Raw genomic sequence first — 20,523 nt, forward strand, 5'->3', positions numbered from 1 at the left:
CGTTATTGTTCCCTCCAGTTTGTATATACTTGCTGGGCAGCTGCAACGCCCTGGCCAAAGTCAAACCTGGCGCCAATTGTTTTCAGTCCGATTTCGACTAAACTAATCGTCTGCAGGACATCTGCCGGCGAACTGTAACCCATATGGCCCACCCGGAAAATTTGCCCCTTCAAGTCTTGCTGCCCGCCGGCAACGGATAATCCAAATTCTTTTCGGATCACTTGTCGGAACTCCTCAGCAGAAAAGCGATCCGGTTGAACAGCGGTAACGGTTGGTGAAGCATCCTGATCACTGGTGAAAAGCGGAAGTTGTAATGCTCGAAAAGCTTCCCGGGTCATGTTCATCATCAGCTTATGTCTATTGAAAACTTGTTTCAATCCTTCTTCTTCAAAGAGTTCAAGCACCTGCCTGAGTCCGAATAACAGAGAAAGAGCGGGGGTAAATGGCGTAGAATTTCCCTCGATTTTCTCTTTATATTTTTTTAAATCCAAGTAAAAACGATGTTGCGGATTGGATTCAATTTTTTTCCATGCTCTTTCACTGACTGCAATCAGGGCAAGTCCTGCCGGCAGCATCAATGCTTTCTGAGAACCTGTTACAAAAATATCTACGCCCCAGTCGTCCATGTTGGCCTCTACACCACCGATGGCTGAGACCCCATCGACCACAAACAGGGCATCAGATGAATGCTGAACGACTTTTCCTATTTCACCGATAGGATTCAGGACTCCCGTGGAAGTTTCACAGAACGTAGCAAAAACGACACGAATGTCAGGGTGGCTTTTTAAATACTGCTCCACCTGCTCTGGTCTGGCAGCCTTGCCCCATTCCACATCCATACGGTGAGTTTTTAAGTCGTAGGCCTCACAAATTTTGGCGAATCTGTCTCCAAAAGCTCCTGTTACGATGACAAGTACTTCATCATCCGGTGCTGCAGCGTTGACCACAGCTGTCTCCAGACCAGAGGTCCCGCTTCCGGTCACAATCATGACCTCTTCTTTTGTACCAAATAGCGGTCCCAGTCCGGGACGGATGGACTGAATCAATTCACTGGCCTCCTGGCTGCGGTGTCCGATCATGGGACGGCTCATGGCCTGCTTGACGGAAGGCGGAATAGGAGTTGGTCCAGGAATTCGTAACAGTTTCTGATCAGGTAACATTTCAATCATCCTCCATCTTTGATTTGGTTTATGCAACAGGAGAGTTAAAAAGGTTGTTGCCCCTTAAAGAATAAATAAAAAAACTTTCCGTCCCTGTTATCGAAGGGGCGAAAAGTTTATACTCACGCGGTGCCACCCTTTTTCACTGCCTCAACCAATCATCGATGAATCCGAGGCAGCCTCATTGGCCTATGCGTAACGGGCATCATCCGGACAAACCTACTCAAATAAGTTCAGCCTGTCAACTCCGAAGGGCTATCCATTATGCTAAAACACTGGTTTCCACCACCCACCAGCTCTCTGAGGTTTTAAACATAACGGACCTGACTTCTTCACCGTTTTTATGTGGTAAAGGATTGAATTTTTTATAATCATAGCAAAATTTGAAAGAATGTCAATACATTTTTAAGAAAAAAACATAAAAAGTTGGAGTAGATAATGAAGGGATAGAGCTTTACTATCCGTTTACAGACAAAATATTCTTTTCTATCTGGAAAAAATGTCGGAATTTTTGTGCTATTTTCAATTGAAACGGTTTCCTGTAAAAGGTATAATTTGAAGTGAAATATGAAACTCGATTTCATTATTTGAAACAAAGGGGAGGGGAGGAGTTGAATGTTACCTCAGATCGGGTGAAGTCACTGCCGCCTTATATTTTCTCCAGGTTTCAGCAAAAGAAAAAAGAGCTGGAAGCCAGAGGAGTGGATGTCATTGATTTAGGAATCGGTGCACCAGATTTGCCCACACCAGACTTCATTATCGAAGAAATGTACAAAGAAGCTAAAAAGCCGGAAAATCACCGCTATTCTCCATATAAAGGGTGCAAGGAATTCAGAGAGGCTGTTGCATCTTTTTACCAGAATCGATTCCAGGTAGAACTGGATCCTGAAACGGAAGTGCTCACCCTTATTGGCTCAAAAGAAGGAATTGCCCATCTCATTTCTGCTGTAACCAATCCCGGTGACAGCGTATTGATCCCTGATCCTGGATATCCCGTATATCAATCAGCTGTTTATCTCGCAGGAGCTGAACCCACACATTTGCCTCTGAATCCTCAACAAGGCTACACACCTGCTTTTGAACAAATTCCAGCAGAAACGTTGAAAAATGCCCGTCTGATGCTGTTGAATTATCCCGGAAATCCGACAGCTGCCACTGCAGAACTCGACACATTTTTGAAAGCGGTTTCAATCGCTTCAACATATGACATTGCCCTCGCCCATGATTCGGCATACAACCTGGTGACTTTTGATGGATATGAAGCTCCGAGTCTGATGCAAGTTCCCGGTGCAAAGAACATCGCCGTTGAATTCGGTTCGCTGTCTAAAAGTTTCAATATGACCGGCTGGCGAATCGGTTACGTGGTGGGAAATCAAGAAATAATCAGAGCTATATCAACTGTAAAAAGTAATGTTGATACCGGTCAGTTTTTGCCCATTCAGAAGGCTGCAGCCAGGGCTCTGACGGGGGATCTGACTGTTGTCAGACAAAATAATGCCATTTATAAAAGCCGAATGGAAAAAATGGCAGATGCTTTACAGAAAATCGGGATCCACATTGAAAAGCCCAGGGGGACCTTTTTTATCTGGGCACCGGTGCCGGAGGGATATACATCCATGGAATTTGCTGACAGACTACTGGAAGAGACAGGAGTGATTGTTACACCAGGAACAGCCTTCGGACCTTCTGGAGAAGGGTATTTTCGTCTTTCCCTTTCTGTACCGACAGACCGTCTGGAAGAAGCAGTAAAGAGGATGAACGGTCTGAAAACAGGGGGTGATAGAAAGTGACTGAGGGTACTGAAGTAAAACGTTTTTCTCGCCAGTCGATGACAGGGGCAAAAGGGATTATAGAATGCTTGAAAAGAGAAAAAGTCGAAAACGTTTTCTGCGTTCCCGGCGAAAGCTATTTGCCCGTGATGGATGCCATCCGCGGTGAGCCGTCCATCCAACTGATTTCAAACCGGCACGAAAGCGGGGCAGCTTTTATGGCAGAGGGATATGCGAAAGCTTCAGGAAAAACAGGCGTAGTGATGGCCACCCGGGGAGTAGGCGCTTCCAATTTGACCATCGGGGTACATACAGCCTATCAGGATTCTACACCAATGGTGGTGTTTCTCGGCCAGGTCCACAGCAAATTTCGGGGGAGGGAAGGGTTTCAGGAAGTCGATCTCGATCAATTTTTTCAGCCCATTGCGAAATGGACATTTGAGATCCGCGATGCCGAACGAATTCCGGAGATTGTCCAGCGTGCTTTTCGAATCGCTCAGTCAGGAAGGCCAGGACCTGTCGTTCTTTCGCTGCCTGAGGACGTCCTGTTAGAAGAAACAATGATGACCTTTGGGCCGGCTGTGGAAAAATCAAAACCCGGTCCTTCATCAGGAGAACTGGAGAAAATCGAAACATTGCTGCAGCAGGCCCGGCGCCCCTTGATCATTGCAGGGGGAGGTGTCAAGTGGGCGCAGGGAGAACAGGAGCTTCTTCAGTTTGCCGAAAACGTCGAGATTCCTGTCATGGCTGCCTTTCGTAGGCATGATGTATTTCCGAATGATCACCGGTTATATGTGGGACATCTGGGCCTTGGAACGAACCCGAATCTCATCCGGACAGCGACTGAGGCTGATGTGGTGATTGCTCTCGGCACAAGATTGTCGGAAGTGACTACCCAGGATTATACACTGATTTCTCCTGATCAGAAGCTGATTCACATCGATATCGACCCGAATGTCATAGGAAGGGTTTATGCACCGGATATTGGGGTCACAGCTGATATCCGCATAGCCCTGAAAGGCATGATGGATCTGAATATTCAGTCACATTGGTCAGACTGGACCATTAGCCGGAGACATACCTATGAAAACGTATCCAGTCCGGATGTTCATCCCAATGATCCGATTAATCGTCATGTGATTGATTTGCTGCAAAAACATCTGCCAGAAGGATCAATCCTGACAAACGATGCTGGAAATTTTACCGGCTGGCTTCATACGTTCTACCAGTTCAAACATAAACGTACTTATATAGGACCTACCTCAGGTGCCATGGGGTATGGGATGCCTGCAGCCCTGGGGGCCAAACTGGCAAATCCTGAACGAACGGTTGTTTCCTTATCAGGCGATGGGGGTTTCTTTATGACCATTCAGGAACTGGAAACAGCAGTTCGCTATACCATTCCAATCATTTGCATTGTATTTAACAATCGTATGTATGGAACCATTCGCATGCATCAGGAAATCCATTACCCCGGTAAAGGGATCGGAACGGATTTAGGAAATGTAAGATTTGCAGAACTGGCCAAAAGCATAGGGGCTGATGGATATACCATTCATGAAAAGAATGAATTTGAATCTGTTTTACGAGAGGCTCTAAAAGGCGACCGCCCGACGGTCATGGATGTCATTACGAATCCGGAACAAATTTCCGTGACTTCGACGCTAGAAGATTTGCGTCACAGAATACGTGAGTAAGCTGATCATTTTCAGTTTAATAGATGAAAACATGAAATGGAGGGAGAAAAATGAGAAACACGCTGGTAAAAGAACATAAGCTGCTCAATTATATTAATGGACAGTGGGATGAAGCATCGGGAGGCCGATACATGCCTGTGAACAATCCGGCGAATGGTGAAACATTGGCTGATGTTCCTCTTTCAGGAGAAGAAGATGTAGAAAAAGCAGTTCAGGCCGCTTCTGAAGCTCAGAAAGAATGGGCCCTGGTTCCCGCGCCACAGCGGGCAGAAATCCTGTACCGGGTAGGAAACATCATGAAAGAGCGTAAAGAGGATCTGTCCAGAATTTTGACTATGGAAAATGGCAAGGTGCTGGAAGAAGCGAGGGGAGAAGTGCAGGAAGGAATAGATATGGCGTTTTATATGGCCGGCGAGGGAAGACGTCTGTTCGGGCAAACCACCCCTTCAGAACTGCGGGATAAATTTGCCATGAGTGTCCGTGCACCGGTTGGAGTCGTGGGGATCATCACACCCTGGAACTTTCCCATCGCCATCGCTACCTGGAAATCGTTCCCGGCCATCGTTGCCGGAAATGCGGTCATCTGGAAGCCGGCCACAGAGACCCCGATGATGGCCTATGAACTGGCTAAAATTTTTGAAGAAGCGGGACTTCCGAAAGGGGTTTTAAACGTTGTGTTTGGCTCAGGTTCGGAAGTGGGCACTGCCATGGTAGAGCACGACGGAATCCGGGTAATTTCTTTTACGGGTTCGAATGAAGTGGGACGCACCATCGCCAGCAAATGCGGTGAAAAGCTGAAAAAAGTATCCCTTGAAATGGGTGGGAAAAACGCCGTCATCGTCATGGATGATGCCGATCTCGATCTGGCTATTCAGGGCATTGTCTGGAGTGCGTTCGGAACAAGTGGCCAGCGCTGTACGGCCTGCAGCCGGGTCATCGTTCATGAAAATATAAAAGAACGAGTAGAAGAACGCTTACTGGCTGAAATGGAAAAGCTCACCATCGGCAATGGGTTGGATGAAAGTATTAAGGTAGGACCGATCATCAATGAAGCGGGTCTGAGAAAAATTGAAAAGTACATCCAGATTGGCAAAGAAGAAGGTGCAAAACTGCATGCAGGGGGATATGTCCTGGAAGGAGAAAACTTTGAAAATGGGAACTACTTTGCCCCTACTTTATTTACAGATGCTAAACCGGATATGCGCATTGTCCAGGAAGAAATTTTTGGTCCGGTTGTATCCCTGATTCCGGTGAAAAGCTTTGAAGAGGCCATTGAAGTAAACAACAGTGTAACCTATGGACTTTCAAGCTCGATTTTTACCAGTGATGTCAATCGAGTATTCAAGGCACAGCGGGATCTTGATACAGGTATTGTGTATATAAATGCCGGTACCATTGGTGCAGAGATACATTTGCCCTTTGGCGGCACAAAAGGAACCGGCAATGGACACAGGGATTCCGGTCAGGCTGCCCTCGATGTGTTTACCGAATGGAAATCGGTGTATGTGGATTTCAGCGGAAAACTGCAGCGGGCCCAGATCGATGTGGATTAATGTTTGTTGATCAGGAGTTCTTTTCATCTATTGATCATTACAGATAAGGGGGAGTATGGTAATGAAAGTAGCTGTATTAGGTTCAGGTTTAATGGGAAAAGAAGCTGCACGGGACTTAGCCAGCAGTGAAGGGGTAGAGAAAATTGGGCTAGCTGATATTGATCTAAAGCGGGCTGAGCAGGTCTGCCACCAGCTGAATTCGGACAAACTGGAAGCCTTTCAGGTCGATGCGAATGACGAACAGGCACTGGCTCATTTTATGCGCCAGTACGATGTAGTTATCAATGCATTATTTTATACGTTTAATGAAACCGTAGCCCGAACAGCAATTCAGGTCGGGGTTCATGCCGTAGATCTGGGGGGGCATATCGGACATATAACCGATCAGGTCTTGAAGTTAAAGGAAGATGCAAAAGTTGCCGGGGTGACCATCATACCAGATTTAGGCGTGGCTCCTGGAATGATTAATATTTTGTCAGGCTATGGGGCAAGCAAACTGGATCAACTGGAATCGATTAAACTATATGTTGGTGGCATTCCGGTTCACCCGGAACCCCCGCTGGAATATAACCATGTGTTTTCCATGGAAGGCGTTTTTGATCATTATACTGATCCTGCACTGATTATACGTAACGGAAAAAAACAGGAAGTCCCCGCCCTTTCCGAAATTGAACAGGTGCATTTTGAAAAATTTGGACCCCTGGAAGCCTTCCATACGTCAGGGGGAACGTCTACATTGCCCCATTCCTTTCCTGATGTAGAAACCCTGGAATATAAAACGATCCGCTACCGGGGACACGCGGAAAAATTTAAACTGCTGGTGGATTTAAATTTAACCCGAAATGATTATGAAGTGGAAATCAAAGGACAGAAAGTGAAACCCAGGGAGGTGCTTTTGAAGGTTCTTGAACCAATTGTGGATTTAAAAGATAAAGATGATGCCGTATTACTCCGGGCTATAATCGGGGGACGAAAGAAAGGCAAGAAGACAATCTACCAGTATGAAATGACCACGTATAAAGACAAAAAACATCATGTAACCGCCATGGCAAGAGCGACAGCCAATTCCATTTCAGTTGTTGCCCAGATGATCGGAAATGGCACCATCACCACCAGGGGCGTGTATCCGCCGGAAAAAATTGTTCCAGGTGATGTTTATATCAAGGAGATGGCCAGACGGGGAGTGGAGATTCAAGAATCGGTCAAAACAGAGGAAGCCTCAATCAGGGTGTGAGCAACAGATGGTCCCCTCTGCATATAGCAGGGGGGATTTTCATCGTCAGTGAGAACCTGTCTTTGGGCTGAGCGAAATCCGTTTATAAAGGAGCAGGCACAATGAACCAGAGTGTCATCAAAGCACTGAAATTGCTTAATTATTTTACAGAAGAAAAGCGGGAACTGACTTTAAAAGAAATTACAGAAAAAGCCGGGATCCCCAAACCCACGGTCTACCGTTTGTTACGATCACTGGAATATTGCGGGTTTCTGATGAAAACAAACGGACATGAACAGGACGAAAAATACAGGCTTGGTCTGAAACTGATGGAGCTTGGAAATCTCGTTTCCGATCAGCTGGAAATACGAAAGATCGCAAAACCTTATATGGAAAGACTGGCTCAGGAGATCAATGAAGCCGTCCACCTGGTTATTGCCCACGATAATCAGGCAATCTATATCGAAAAAGTGGACAGCAGCCGGGCTTTAAGGCTGTACACCCGGATAGGGAAAAGTTCTCCTTTATTTATTGGTTCAGGCCCCAAACTTCTCCTTGCCTTCATGGAAAAAGACAAACAGGAGGTTGTTTTATCTCAAAACAACCTCGAGTCTCTTGTGGATCATCAACCAATTGCTAAGGAAGATTTGCTCTGTGAATTAAAGGATATCCGAAAAAAAGGATATTCCATGAGCACTGGAGAACAGGATATTGATACAACCGGGATCTCATATCCTGTCTGGAACCATCATAAACAGGTTGCAGCCGCATTGGCCGTCAGTGGATTATCGAGTCATTTTGAGGGAGAAAACCTGGAGAACATCAAAAGAAAAACAGCAGAAACGGCTCTGGCCATTTCCAGGGGTCTTGGGTTCCAGCCATGATCAAAACTGAAAGGAGGGAAAAGGATGAATACATATTTTATAGCGGGACACGCCCGTCTACCATCAGGGATGGCTGCTCAAAACATGTATGAAATATTAACCATTACCGCTGAAATTGATAAAAAATACGGGGTGATTGTGGAAGCCAACTGTACCCTGGCGACTGAACACGGACGAAAATTTATTAATCAGCTGCTAAAAGGGTACAGTCTGAGAGATGGGGTAGACGAGCCGATTGAAACCATCAAGGCCCATTATCTCGGAAAAGCAGGAAATGCTCTGGCCTCAGCCATGAAGGATTTGTACAAGCAGTATCAGATTCAAAAAAATTAAACAAGTACTCTTAAAAACTATGACCTATGTATCGTTTGTAATGAGCCAATCATAAATGTTTTTAAACCATATGAACATGCACGATGTTCATGGACAATTGAAAATGCGCAATAAACCAATGGTCCTTCATGGCATGTTAAAGACTGTTTTTTAAATGTCTGTCACAAATGAAATGACGGACAAAACTGCGTCAGACTTTTAACACTGGTCCCTGGAGAACGATGAAGGACAAAACCGCGCATGAATACATGAATGTTTGCATAATGTCCTTGATCCATTCCATGAAGAATAAAATGGAAGAACGATTTTCATATCATGTCCTTCATCCGTGTTATCAAGGACAAATGTTTGCGAAAAAACGTAAAAAATGTTCTTCATCCTCCCGATGACGGTCAAAAACATGATATAGATGCGCGGTAATGTCCCTCATATACCTGATGCTGGTAACCTTCTTTTCCGTACAGGCTGCTTTAGACTTTAATGCCCATCGATACATATTTCATTTCCACAAACTCGTGGATGCCGTGGTGCCCGCCTTCCTTTCCGATTCCAGACTGCTTGATGCCGCCAAACGGAGCTTCGGCTGTGGCGGGCAATACATCATTGACACCTACGATTCCATATTCGAGTTTTTCCATCACTCGATAAGCCCGGTTTAAATTTTCGGTAAACATATAAGAGGCAAGGCCGTAGTCAGTGTCATTTGCCCGTTCAATGGCTTCTTCTTCGGTTTTGAATGTCTGGACGGGGATAATCGGCCCAAAGGTTTCTTCATACATGACTCGCATGTCAGGATTCACATTGGCTAAAACGGTTGGCTGGTAGAAATAGCCCTGAAGGCCGCAGTCTATTACCCCGCCTCCATATAGAACTTCAGCACCTCTGGAAACAGCATCCTTTAAATGGGATTCGACTTTTTCAAGAGCCTGCTGATTAATTAATGGCCCAATATCTGTATCCTCTTCCTTGCCATACCCGACTTTTAATGCTTTGACCTTCTCAAGCAGTTTTTCCGAAAAGGCTTCCTGGACCGACTCCTGGACAAATAGCCGGTTGGCACAAATACACGTTTGCCCGGCATTTCGAAATTTGCTTGCCAGTGAGAGTTCAGCAGCCAACTCAAGGTCTGCATCCTCAAATACAAGAATCGGTGCATGGCCCCCTAATTCCAGAGACAGTTTTTTCACATGACGGGAACTTTCGCGCATTAAGTATTTTCCCACTTCTGTAGAACCCGTAAAGGTGATTAAGCGGACAGATTTGTCCCCGAGTAAGGTTTCCCCGATCTCTTTTGCATCCCCTGTGACCAGATTGAATACGCCTTCTGGAAGACCTGCCTTTTCAAACATTTTTACAATTTCAATGGCAGAAAGTGGAGTTTCCGGAGCAGGTTTTAACACTACAGTACAGCCTGCCGCCAGAGCTGGCCCCACTTTTCTCGTAATCATCGAGGAAGGAAAGTTCCAGGGTGTAATAGCAGCTACTACTCCTACAGGCTGAGGAATGACAAGAAGCCGCTTTTCTTGTTTGGATGAAGGGATCCACTCGCCGTAAAGACGGCTGGCCTCTTCTGCATACCAGAGCAGGAAACTCGCAGCTGATTGAATTTCTCCTTTTGCCTCTTTCAGGGGCTTTCCCTGTTCGGTAGTTAAAATTTCCGCTAGACGGTCCGCATCTTCCATCATTAGCTGATAAGCTCTGTACAAAATCTGAGACCGTTCTCTGCCTGTCATGGATGACCACTGTAAAAAAGCCTTTGAAGCCGATTGGATAGCTTTGACTGTTTCTTGCTTTCCCCCAAAAGACACTTCTGTGATTTTTTCCATTGTGGCGGGGTTATACACAGGATCAGTTTTCCCTGAAGCTGCACTCTGCCATTTTCCATCGATGTACAAACTCTTTATTTTTTTCGGGAATGATACCAATGGCATCTCCTCCTAAATAGGTTTTTTAACTACATGTATACGTTTTCTGTGAAACTCAATGATTCAAAACAGCTAGAATTGAATCTTTCAGAATGGAGAACAGGGTCATGATTTCTTCTCCTTGAATGATTAGCGGCGGTGCAAACACAATGGTATCGGCTTCTTCAAAAACCACATTTCGCAAAATTAACCCCCGATTTCTTGCTTCCTTCACAATCAGAGGTGAGATCTTTTCAGTAAAGCGTTCATTGGTTTCCGGATTTTTCATGATTTCCAGGCCGCCGATTAAACCGAGGGATCGAACGTCACCTACATAAGGGATTTCATCCTGAATCTGTTGAAGGTGGTATTTCATTTCTTCTCCTGCCGTTCTGGAATTTTCCACGAGCTTCTCCTCTTCAATGATATCTATGTTGTGAAGGCCAACGGCACATGATACCGGATGGCCGCTGTACGTGAATCCGTGAAGGAGGGTTCCTTTAGCAAGCTCTTTTAAATCTTCATGAATGGGTTGGCGGATTACAACCCCACCAAGGGGCATATAGCCGCTGGTAACCCCTTTTGCAAACAGCATAAAATCAGGTACAACATTCCAGTGCTCACATGCAAACATTTTTCCGGTACGCCCAAAACCTGTGATGACTTCATCAGCAATCATGAGAACATTGTATTTGTCACAGATTTTTCTGACGTTCTCCAGGTAGTCAGGGGGAGGAATATGGACCCCGCCAGCACCCTGAACAGGTTCCGCAATAAAGGCCGCGATATGTTCTTCCCCCTCCTGCTGGATCACCTGTTCGAGTTCTTCAGCAGAAAAAGGATCGATATGGATAAATTCTGGAGACGGTGAAGGGGTCATGGTGTGAAAAGCGCTGATTCCGGTTGCGCTGGTGGAACCTACCGCGAGACCGTGATAGGCCTGTTTTCTGGAAATGATTTTCGTTTTATTAGGAAACCCTTTTAGTTTCCAATAATACTGTGCCAGTTTGTAGGCAGTATCATTTGCTTCCGAACCGCCGGATGTGAAAAATACGGCCTGTAAATCCCCTGGTGTCATATCGGCTATTTTTTTGGCCAGTCGAATGGCCGGTTCATTACTGAAAGTGGAGAAACAGTTGGAGAAAGCCAGCTTTTCCATCTGTGCCCTGGCCGTTTCTGCCAGTTCTTTTCTTCCATAGCCGACATGTACATTCCACAGTGAAGACATACCCTCGATATAGGTTTTTCCACTTAGATCGGTTACATAGATTCCTTTCCCCTCTGTGAAAATGGCCGCAGGGCCTTCTTCTTGCTGCTGTTTTATGGAAGATGTTGGGTGGAGAAAATGGTTCTGATCCAGTTCAATCAGTTCATTGATCAATTGTAACTGATTCATTTTGATTTCCCTCCTTTATATGTTGGAACGGCTGATGTGGAATTTTGATCAAGAAATAGCATCCTGCTGTCCACCAGATGAGTGTGATTAGCCATTCATACGGCCAGATTAGGGCAGATGGCATACCAGGCATATACAAAGTTATAAAACCAAAGGATAGAACAGCTGCGACCCAGCCAACCCATGATGATTTTCCGGCCTGAAACGGTCTCGGAAGGCCCGGCATCTGTTTTCTCAGCTGAATAAATGAAATCGTAACCAAAAAGTAGGCAAGGACAATAGCGAGTCCTCCAGCGTCAACAAACCAGACTAATGCCGGCCTGCCGAGCAGGGGAGAGAGGGTAGAAAGAACTCCGATAAATAAAATGGCATTGCCCGGGGTTTTATGTTTCGGATGAATGTTACCGAACCAACCTGGTAGAATTCCTTCCTTTGCCATGGTATACATCATCCGGCTGGCTCCTAAAATAAAGGCATTCCAGCTTGTCAAAATGCCGGCAACTCCGCCAAGAATTAAAATTTTCGCGAATAGGGCGGAGCCAAATAAGGCTGCCATGGCATCAGCAGTAGCCAGGCTGGCTCCGGCAAGCTGACTGCTGTTTAACCCTAATGACACGCTAACGATAATCAGCACATACCAGAGGACAGCAAAACTGACCGATAAGGTGAGGATTTTGCCGATCGCTTTTTTTGGAATATTCATTTCTTCGGCTACCTGGGGAATGACATCAAAACCGACAAATAAAAAAGGAGTCATAATTAATACAATCATCAGACCGCCGCTGGAAGTGAAGAGAGGGGTTACGTTTTCTGTCATTCCATTTGCGAAGGCTCCTGTTGCCAGCATCAGTCCGACCACTACCAGTGTCAGGGTGAGAACTAGCTGGACAAAAGCCGTTTGTTTGACACCGATCCAGTTAATCAATGTAATCAGGATTGAACCGGCCATACCGATGATGGCCCATGAAAAGTACACATCCCATCCACTGATGGTCCACAAATAACCAAATTGAAAATCTGGAAAAATGTACTCGATAACCGTTGGCAGTGCAACGGCTTCAAATGCCACAACGGAAACATAGCCCAGTAAAAGAGCCCATGATACAACAAAAGCCAGTCTTTTTCCGAGTGCGTTTTCCACAAAGTAGTAAGCGCCACCCGTTTTCGGAAAGGCAGTCGTTAATTCGGCGTAAGTCAGACCGACAAATAAAACTAGAACTCCTCCGATAAGGAAGGCAATGACTGAACCAGCTGAACCTGCTTCTATTATCCATTCTCCTGATAAAACAACCCATCCCCAGCCAATCATTGCCCCAAATGCCAGAACGAGAATATCCACTCTTGTTAAAACCCGATTAAAACGATGTTTATCGCTCACTGAGACCCTCCTCTGTCAATGGAATTTGAATCATCGTCAAATGGCCATGAAGGCAACATGTGATTTAGCGGTTTATCTTTACGGTAGCCGAGGACATATTCAGCCTGCATAATGGTATGAATTTCCCTTGTACCTTCATAAATCACAGGTGCCTTGGAATTGCGCAGGTATCGCTCTACCGGATATTCGCTGGAATAGCCATAGGCACCATGAATTTGAACGGCATCATCTGCCGCTTTGTTGGCAAAATCACAGGCCTGCCATTTAGCAAGTGAAGTTTCCCTTGTATTCCGTTTCCCCTGATTTTTCAACTCCCCCGCCCGGTAAACGAGCAGTCGGCTCATCTGAAGTCCTGCTTCCATGTTGGCAATCATTTGCTGAACAAGCTGATGTTTTCCGATTGGTTTCCCAAATGTCTCCCGTTCGTGACAGTATTTCACGCTGGCTTCCAGACATGCTTCGATCAGCCCGCAGGCACCTGCTGCAACGGTAAAACGCCCGTTATCCAGTGCGGACATGGCAATTTTAAACCCTTCTCCTTCTTTACCAAGAAGGTTTTCTGCCGGAACTTTGACGTTGTCAAAAAATAATTCACCGGTATTGCCGGCGCGTATCCCCAGTTTTCCTTTGATCGCTTTTGAAGAGAAACCGGGCATGGTTCTCTCGACGATAAAGGCAGAGATTCCATGGTGTTTTTTGCTTTTATCCGTATAGGCAAAAACGATAAAGTTGTCAGCCGTATCACAGAGGGAAATCCAGGTTTTTTGGCCGTTTAAAACGTAATAATCCCCCTGTTTTTCGGCTGTTGTTTGAATGGAAGCTACATCTGAACCTGCTCCGGGCTCGGTCAGCCCAAATGCGCCGATTTTTTTGCCTTTAGCCTGGGGAACGAGATACTTTTGCTTTTGTTCTTCATTTCCCCACTGGAGAATGGTTAAGCTGTTGAGACCAGTATGCACGGAGACAGCGGTCCGAAAGGCGGTGTCTCCCCGTTCCAGTTCTTCACATACGATAGCCAGGGAATTATAATCCATTCCGCTTCCGCCATACTTTTCCGGTATACAGACACCCATCAGCCCGAGATCGGCAAGCTTTGACATGATTTCAGGGTCAAAACTTCCTTCCTTGTCCCATTTCGCAATATGGGGCATAATCTCATGGTCTACAAAATGGCGCACTGTCTGCCTCAGCATGTTTTGTTCCTCTGTGAAATCAAAATTCATGATGATCACTCCTATATCACTTTATTTTTTTTCAGTTCTTTTAATTCTTCTTTTTTGTAACCTAAAGATAGGAGAATGTCTTCGGTATGCTCCCCTGGATCAGGCGGATGTTTCCTGTAGTCAACTGGCGTACGGGATAGCTTCAGGGGACTCCCTACCATAGTGATTTCCTCGGCGGTAGGATGTTTTCCGGTTACAAACATTTCCCTTTCCTTTAACTGCGGATCATCCACAAGGTCCTCCAGGCTCTGGATCGGACCGCACGGGATGGAATAACGATGGCACAGTTCTTTCCAGTGGTTCGTTGTGTGGTTTAAAAATTCCGCCTGTAATAAGGAAGTCAGTTCATGGCGGTTTTCCACCCGGTCAGGATTGGATAGAAATCGTGGGTCTTCTGCAAGTTCCGGTTTCTGAATGATCTGGCAGAGGGTCTGGAACTGCCGATCATTCCCAACTGCAATCACCATTTCCCCGTCTTTTGTCTGAAAGGTTTGATAAGGAACAATGTTGGCGTGATAATTTCCAAGGCGCTCTGGAATTTTCCCGGATATGAGATAATTACTGGCGATGTTGACAAGGGAGCTGACTGCAGAATCATATAAAGAAATATCCAGTTTTTGGCCAGAACCTGAATGTTGACGTTCGATCAGAGCTGCCTGAATGCCAATACATGCATACAGGCCGGTGAGTACATCGGTAATGGCCACACCCACTTTCTGGGGACCGGATTTGTCATCACCGGTAATGCTCATCAGTCCGCTCATCGCCTGAATGATAAAATCGTAACCAGGTAAATGCTTATATGGACCTGTTTCTCCAAATCCTGTGATGGAACAATAAATCATTTCCGGATTGATCTGTCTGATCGCTTCATAACCCAGTCCAAGACGTTCCATCGTCCCCGACTTAAAGTTGTGAATCATGACATCACTCTGTTTGACAAGTTTTTGAATAATGACCTTTCCCTGTGCAGATTTTAAATTAACGGTTAAGCTTTTTTTGTTGCGATTGGCACAAAGGTAGTAGGCACTGACACCTTTTTGAAAGGGCGGTCCCCATTTTCTTGTATCATCACTTCCTCCAGGGGCTTCCACTTTAATGATTTCTGCACCGAGATCGCCAAGAATCATGGTACAAAACGGACCAGCCAGAACTCTGGATAAATCGAGTACCTTTATTCCTGCTAACGCTCCTGACAGTTGTATCACCTCTTTCTGATCAAAAAATGATGACCTGTATTCTCCTAAAGGTCTGTAAAGGGCTGTTCCCCGACCGCGGGGAGGTCGAGAGCGAGCCGGGGACAGCCGGAACAAAAAAAGCCAGTCTTATCCCACATATTGCGTGCAGATAAAACTGGCTTCTATCTGCTGAAACAATCCGGGCAAGGATTGTGAGCAGACTGAACAGCTTTTTATTTGAATATAAGTCCGACAGGGGAAAGAGCAAGCGTTTACAACTTGCTTTGCCCTGCCTGGTAATAGGATATAATATTCAGAAAAATTTGTAAATATATTTTGAAAAATTTTGGTATATATTTGGTCTAACAACTCTATCCGGTCAAATGTCGGCTTTTATGGCTGACTGGAAGAAAATTTATCGTTTCGTATTTTTTTCATCAATACACCGTGTTTTGGACTAAAAATAAACGCAAGGATGAAATATAGCCCGGTAGCACATGCTATGGATCCGGCGATGGACACATTAGACCAAACAGCAAAGGCAAAGCCGGTTATGGCTGACAAAATACCGATTAACCCGCTGAGAATGAGTAAAACTAAAAATCGGTCTGTGAGAAGATAGGCAGTTGCTCCTGGAACGATAAGCATGGCAACTACCAGAATCGCACCGACACTATCAAACGATGCTACCGTAGAAAGGGAAATCATACCCATAAGCAAATAATGGATGAACATAACCGGAATGCCAAGTAATACTGCGAATTGTGGATCAAAAGTAGTCAGCTTAATCTCTTTATAAAAGAGGGTGATAACCAGAATATTGATCAAAAAAACAGATCCAAGCATCCATACGGCTTTTGGACCGAGGTTCATTCCCTGAAAATTCAGTGTATCCCATGGAATAAAGGCGATTTCCCCCATGAGAGCATGCTCCACATCCAGGTGTACAGAATCACCGACAAAAGAGATGAGAACAACGCCAAGAGCAAACAGAGATGTGAAAACAACTCCTATGGCTGCATCAGATTGAACGCCGCTGGAATCCAGCATCTGTACAAAAAAGGCAGTTAACACTCCGACAATGGCTGCTCCAATGAACATCGGCAAGCCATTCAAGGATTGGGTAACAAAAAAAGCTCCTACGATGCCTAATAAAACCGTATGACTGATGGCATCTGCCAGCATGGACATCTTCCGCAATACAAGAAGTGCCCCTGTCACTCCGCATGTTAGTCCGACCAGGCTTCCTGTTAGCAGGATCCAGGCATCATAACTCATGGGTACTCACCACCTTTGGGATCAAACCCTTCTTGCTTCCAAGGAGGAGGGAAAACAAAAAGATTACAGACGTACTTAACACGATCATAGGTCCGGTAGGCAACCCTTCACCAATCGTGCTGATTACTGTTCCGGCCACACCTGATACAGCACCGAAAATCCCGGACAGAATCGTCATGTAGCCCAGCTGATCCGTCCAGTATCGGGCTGAAAGGGGAGGGGTAATGAGGAGCGCGGCAATCAGCACTACCCCAACCATTTGAATGCCTATCACAACAATTCCTACCACCAGTCCTAAGAGCACCATGTTTAAGAACCGTACGGGAAGTCCCAGTCCCATCGCATAAAGAGGATCAAAAATGGTAATTTTAAACTCTTTGAAAAATAAAGCTGAAAGCAGGATTAAGATTGCTGACCCTATGGTAATCATCCGAACGTCACTGGCTACTAGTGATGCTGCCTGCCCGAAAATAAAATCATCCAGACCGCTGTGATTTCCGGAAGTGTTTTTCGAAATGTAGGTAAGAAAAACAATTCCGAGGGCGAAAAAAACGGATAATACCGACCCAATGGCTGCATCGGTTTTGATTCGGGAATGTTTGATAATCAGCTGAATGGAGTAGGTGGCCAGCAATGCTGTCATGGTTGCTCCAATTAAAAAAAGCGGTATAGATTTGTATTCAAACATGATATACATGAGCCCGACTCCCGGTAATGTGGCATGGGCCATCGCATCACTGATCAGACTCTGCTTTTTCAATAATACAAAACTTCCGATAACCCCACTTGCAAATCCCAGCATGATGGAACCGATCAAAACCCACTGGGTATTGGCATTGGACAGTAGATCAAACATGTCAGACACGCTCCTGAAGGACAACAGAATGTTCACCTATAAATTTCAAGGATCCTCCATAGGTTTGCTTTAAATTTTCCATGGTGAATACTTTCTGGGTCGGTCCACATCCAACCGGGGATTTATTTAATAATAGGACGTGGTCAAAATAGTCCTCAACGGTTTGCAGGTCGTGATGAACGACCAGTACCGTTTTTCCTTCGTCCTTCCATTCCTGCATGAGCTGGATGATGGCTTTTTCCGTTGCGGCGTCCACCCCGACAAAAGGTTCATCCATGAAATAAATCCGGGCATCCTGGGCCAGAGCACGGGCTAAAAACACCCTTTGCTGCTGTCCCCCTGAAAGCTGGCTGATTTGCCGATCCTGATAATCTTCCATGCCAACCTTTCGTAATGCTTCCTGAGCCATCTGGATTTCTTTTTTTCCAGGGCGTTTGATGAAGCCGATGTGCCCATATCTTCCCATCAGGACCACATCGAGGGCACTGGTGGGAAAATCCCAGTCCACTTCACTCCGCTGGGGAACGTAGCCGATTAAACGGCGCTTTCGATGATAAGGTTTTCCGTATACCTGAATGTCTCCAGAAGTGCGGGGGATTAATTGCAAAATGGCTTTAATTAGTGTGGATTTACCGGCCCCATTTGGCCCGATAATTCCTGTTAAAGACCCTTTTGGAATGTCAAAACCGACATGTTGTAATACAGGCGTCTTATCATAGGTCACCGTTAAATTTTGAACAGATAACGCATTCATTTCACAAACCTCCTTATTTTAAAGCCTCCACAATGGTGTCAATATTGTGTTTGAACATTCCGATATAGGTGCCTTCTTTCGTTCCTTCAGGCCCCATTGCATCGGAATACAGCTCTCCTCCAATGGAAACGTTATGCCCCTTTTTCTTTGCTCCTTCTACAACCGCATGAATCGATCGTTCCGAAATGCTGCTTTCAACAAATACAGCCTTAATATTCCGTTCCACAAGGGTATCAATTAAATGTTGTACATCTTTTAATCCGAATTCAGCTTCTGTACTTAATCCCTGGAGTCCCATGACCTCAAATCCAAAAGCATTCCCAAAATAACTGAAAGCATCATGAGCAGTAACCAGCACACGGCTTTTTTCTGGTATTTCAGAAACCTTCTTTATTGCATATGCATTCAGTTCATCCAGCTTTTGAAGATATCTTTCTGTGTTTTGGATATAGTCTTCTTCATGTTCAGGGTCAATGGCAATTAACTCATCACGAACGGCTTTTACAGCATATTTCCATAACTCAATATCAAACCAGACATGCGGGTCGTAGATTTCCGGATTTTCGGGGTCGGCTAGCAGTTTGGACTCAGGAATCGCCTCTGCAACTGGAATAGTCGGTTTTTGTTCCCGCATCTGTTCAAAAATGTCAATCATGTTACCTTCCAGATGATGTCCGTTGTAAAAGATCATATCGGCTTCACTCATATCCTGGATATCACTGTGAACCGCTTTGTATAAATGGGGGTCAGTTCCCGGTCCCATCAAGCTCTTGACATTGACATACTCACCTCCAACATTTTTTACGATATCTCCGATCTGGGATATGGTAGTCACCACTTTAACGTTTTGGCTGGAATCATGATCCTGTTTAGATAATGCATCCTTCGCTCCGCATCCAGCTAACGTCAGTGCAAAAGATGCCAGTACATACAAAACGATCTTTCTCATCGATATTCTCCTTTCCGCAGGTTAAAAAAGTTTACTTAAACCAACTTTTGAACAAAAAAATATAGATATTTAAACTGTATGCGATGATTCCATGAATGTGAATCAATGTAAAAAAATTAGCCTAAACAACAAAAGTTTCTTTAATGAAAAATATATAGTTTCGGGCAAAAGTTGTCAAGATATATTTTCTAACTGACCAACAAAATAACGCCTGAGCGTGATGCCCAGGCGTTCCTTTTATTGTGGTTCAAAGGTTTTGCAGTCAGTTTCTTTTTGTTCCGATGCCTCAGTTCCGTTGTGACTGATGATATAGATGGCATCGGCTGTACATTGGTTTCCATGATCCCAGTGTACACAATTTTTGACTTCACAGAGTACATCTTGTGCCAAGCGTCATCCCCCCTTATCATCATTGTGCCGCAGAAAAGTTATTTTTATGTAAATAAAAAAAGTGTAAGTATGGTATTGAACGGTTGTTCAATCGCTGGTATAATAAAAAATGTTTTCAGGGACAAGCGGGTGTAGTTTAGTGGTAAAACCTCAGCCTTCCAAGCTGATGTCGTGGGTTCGATTCCCATCACCCGCTCCATCAAATGTGTTTAACGCAGTGTTTCGTTGATTCAGTCACGAAGCATTGCGTTTTTTAGTTTTTTCCCGATACTCCCGCCAACAGAATACTTCACTTCATTTTCCGGCAATAATGAGTACCTTCTTGCTGTTCATGATGATCAAAAATTGTACATAAAAGAGGGTTCACACTGAAAAAATTTTTGTTATAATGAAGAATAGTGAAGGATACATATGCGAAAAGTATGCATAAAGGAGGAACGGCAGATGAAATTATTTTTGATTTTAATGGTTACTGTCGCATTTTTAACGGCTATTTTCACAGCGGGTTACGAATCAAAACCAGGTGGACCAAATCAATAACATTGCAAAAACATAAACGCCAACATAAATTAAATGCTGGCGTTTTTTAGGTTTAGCCAGGGTTATGC

At 44.9% G+C, this 20,523-nt stretch carries 17 protein-coding genes, 1 tRNA gene and 1 other annotated feature; of the genes, 7 read left to right on the top strand and 11 right to left on the bottom strand.

Annotated features, from left to right (window positions below; translation table 11 throughout):
* Positions 1-2: 2 nt before the first annotated feature.
* A complete protein-coding gene (locus EDD68_RS06845) occupies positions 3-1,160 on the bottom strand; it encodes a pyridoxal-phosphate-dependent aminotransferase family protein (protein ID WP_132371501.1) in 1,158 nt (385 codons plus the stop codon).
* Between the two features lie 100 nt (positions 1,161-1,260).
* Positions 1,261-1,505 (bottom strand) — a binding site (T-box leader).
* Between the two features lie 266 nt (positions 1,506-1,771).
* Between EDD68_RS06845 and EDD68_RS06850 the strand changes: the two genes are divergently transcribed.
* From EDD68_RS06850 to EDD68_RS06875, 6 genes are all read left to right on the top strand, one after another.
* Positions 1,772-2,950, top strand: a complete 1,179-nt coding sequence (locus tag EDD68_RS06850; protein WP_132371502.1) for an LL-diaminopimelate aminotransferase — start codon at positions 1,772-1,774, stop codon at positions 2,948-2,950.
* A gap of 38 nt (positions 2,951-2,988) precedes the next feature.
* Positions 2,989-4,626, top strand: coding sequence for a thiamine pyrophosphate-binding protein (locus EDD68_RS06855; RefSeq protein WP_132371578.1), 1,638 nt, complete (start codon positions 2,989-2,991; stop codon positions 4,624-4,626).
* Between the two features lie 50 nt (positions 4,627-4,676).
* Positions 4,677-6,179, top strand: coding sequence for an aldehyde dehydrogenase family protein (locus EDD68_RS06860; protein ID WP_132371503.1), 1,503 nt, complete (start codon positions 4,677-4,679; stop codon positions 6,177-6,179).
* A 61-nt stretch (positions 6,180-6,240) separates the two neighbouring features.
* A complete protein-coding gene (locus EDD68_RS06865; protein ID WP_132371504.1) occupies positions 6,241-7,413 on the top strand; it encodes a saccharopine dehydrogenase family protein in 1,173 nt (390 codons plus the stop codon).
* A gap of 101 nt (positions 7,414-7,514) precedes the next feature.
* The gene (locus tag EDD68_RS06870) at positions 7,515-8,276 is read left to right on the top strand and encodes an IclR family transcriptional regulator (protein ID WP_132371505.1); all 762 of its coding nucleotides are present in this window, start codon (positions 7,515-7,517) and stop codon (positions 8,274-8,276) included.
* 24 nt (positions 8,277-8,300) lie between these two features.
* On the top strand, positions 8,301-8,609 hold the full coding sequence (locus EDD68_RS06875) for a DUF3870 domain-containing protein (protein ID WP_132371506.1): 309 nt from the start codon (positions 8,301-8,303) through the stop codon (positions 8,607-8,609).
* Positions 8,610-9,079: 470 nt separating this feature from the next.
* Here EDD68_RS06875 and EDD68_RS06880 read toward each other — a convergent pair whose 3' ends face one another.
* The 10 genes from EDD68_RS06880 to EDD68_RS06925 all read right to left on the bottom strand — a co-directional run bounded on the left by EDD68_RS06880 (position 9,080) and on the right by EDD68_RS06925 (position 19,915).
* The gene (locus EDD68_RS06880) at positions 9,080-10,534 is read right to left on the bottom strand and encodes an NAD-dependent succinate-semialdehyde dehydrogenase (protein WP_132371507.1); all 1,455 of its coding nucleotides are present in this window, start codon (positions 10,532-10,534) and stop codon (positions 9,080-9,082) included.
* A 55-nt stretch (positions 10,535-10,589) separates the two neighbouring features.
* Positions 10,590-11,909: an aminotransferase family protein gene (locus EDD68_RS06885; RefSeq protein ID WP_132371508.1), complete on the bottom strand. Its 1,320-nt coding sequence runs from the start codon at positions 11,907-11,909 to the stop codon at positions 10,590-10,592.
* A complete protein-coding gene (locus EDD68_RS06890) occupies positions 11,884-13,287 on the bottom strand; it encodes an APC family permease (protein WP_243646782.1) in 1,404 nt (467 codons plus the stop codon). The genes EDD68_RS06885 and EDD68_RS06890 overlap by 26 nt, the downstream gene beginning before the upstream one ends.
* Positions 13,284-14,510 carry an acyl-CoA dehydrogenase family protein gene (locus EDD68_RS06895; RefSeq protein WP_132371509.1) on the bottom strand — a complete coding sequence of 409 codons (1,227 nt, stop codon included), beginning with the start codon at positions 14,508-14,510 and terminating at the stop codon, positions 13,284-13,286. The genes EDD68_RS06890 and EDD68_RS06895 overlap by 4 nt, the downstream gene beginning before the upstream one ends.
* Positions 14,511-14,521: 11 nt before the next feature.
* Positions 14,522-15,709, bottom strand: a complete 1,188-nt coding sequence (locus EDD68_RS06900) for a CaiB/BaiF CoA transferase family protein (RefSeq protein WP_132371580.1) — start codon at positions 15,707-15,709, stop codon at positions 14,522-14,524.
* A 372-nt stretch (positions 15,710-16,081) separates the two neighbouring features.
* Positions 16,082-16,966 carry a metal ABC transporter permease gene (locus EDD68_RS06905; protein WP_132371510.1) on the bottom strand — a complete coding sequence of 295 codons (885 nt, stop codon included), beginning with the start codon at positions 16,964-16,966 and terminating at the stop codon, positions 16,082-16,084.
* Entirely contained in the window at positions 16,956-17,822 is an 867-nt protein-coding gene (locus EDD68_RS06910; RefSeq protein WP_243646783.1) for a metal ABC transporter permease, read from the bottom strand. The genes EDD68_RS06905 and EDD68_RS06910 overlap by 11 nt, the downstream gene beginning before the upstream one ends.
* A 1-nt stretch (position 17,823) precedes the next feature.
* On the bottom strand, positions 17,824-18,576 hold the full coding sequence (locus EDD68_RS06915) for a metal ABC transporter ATP-binding protein (RefSeq protein WP_132371512.1): 753 nt from the start codon (positions 18,574-18,576) through the stop codon (positions 17,824-17,826).
* Between the two features lie 13 nt (positions 18,577-18,589).
* The gene (locus tag EDD68_RS06920; protein WP_132371513.1) at positions 18,590-19,525 is read right to left on the bottom strand and encodes a metal ABC transporter solute-binding protein, Zn/Mn family; all 936 of its coding nucleotides are present in this window, start codon (positions 19,523-19,525) and stop codon (positions 18,590-18,592) included.
* Between the two features lie 237 nt (positions 19,526-19,762).
* Entirely contained in the window at positions 19,763-19,915 is a 153-nt protein-coding gene (locus tag EDD68_RS06925; protein WP_132371514.1) for a DUF1540 domain-containing protein, read from the bottom strand.
* Between the two features lie 125 nt (positions 19,916-20,040).
* Here EDD68_RS06925 and EDD68_RS06930 point away from each other — a divergent pair.
* Positions 20,041-20,114: transfer RNA gene (locus EDD68_RS06930), tRNA-Gly, on the top strand.
* The last annotated feature ends 409 nt before the right edge of the window (positions 20,115-20,523 follow it).

It is taken from the genome of Melghiribacillus thermohalophilus, assembly GCF_004342905.1.
GTDB classification, from domain to species: domain Bacteria; phylum Bacillota; class Bacilli; order Bacillales; family Alkalibacillaceae; genus Melghiribacillus; species Melghiribacillus thermohalophilus.

Excerpts from the sequence above, each read along its gene's own strand:
- EDD68_RS06845 (WP_132371501.1), bottom strand. The coding sequence starts at position 1,160 with ATGTTACCTGATCAGAAACTGTTACGAATTCCTGGACCAACTCCTATT.
- EDD68_RS06855 (WP_132371578.1), top strand. The coding sequence starts at position 2,989 with ATGACAGGGGCAAAAGGGATTATAGAATGCTTGAAAAGAGAAAAAGTC.
- EDD68_RS06860 (WP_132371503.1), top strand. The coding sequence starts at position 4,677 with ATGAGAAACACGCTGGTAAAAGAACATAAGCTGCTCAATTATATTAAT.
- EDD68_RS06865 (WP_132371504.1), top strand. The coding sequence starts at position 6,241 with ATGAAAGTAGCTGTATTAGGTTCAGGTTTAATGGGAAAAGAAGCTGCA.
- EDD68_RS06870 (WP_132371505.1), top strand. The coding sequence starts at position 7,515 with ATGAACCAGAGTGTCATCAAAGCACTGAAATTGCTTAATTATTTTACA.
- EDD68_RS06875 (WP_132371506.1), top strand. The coding sequence starts at position 8,301 with ATGAATACATATTTTATAGCGGGACACGCCCGTCTACCATCAGGGATG.
- EDD68_RS06885 (WP_132371508.1), bottom strand. The coding sequence starts at position 11,909 with ATGAATCAGTTACAATTGATCAATGAACTGATTGAACTGGATCAGAAC.
- EDD68_RS06895 (WP_132371509.1), bottom strand. The coding sequence starts at position 14,510 with ATGAATTTTGATTTCACAGAGGAACAAAACATGCTGAGGCAGACAGTG.
- EDD68_RS06905 (WP_132371510.1), bottom strand. The coding sequence starts at position 16,966 with ATGAGTTATGATGCCTGGATCCTGCTAACAGGAAGCCTGGTCGGACTA.
- EDD68_RS06910 (WP_243646783.1), bottom strand. The coding sequence starts at position 17,822 with ATGTTTGATCTACTGTCCAATGCCAATACCCAGTGGGTTTTGATCGGT.
- EDD68_RS06915 (WP_132371512.1), bottom strand. The coding sequence starts at position 18,576 with ATGAATGCGTTATCTGTTCAAAATTTAACGGTGACCTATGATAAGACG.
- EDD68_RS06920 (WP_132371513.1), bottom strand. The coding sequence starts at position 19,525 with ATGAGAAAGATCGTTTTGTATGTACTGGCATCTTTTGCACTGACGTTA.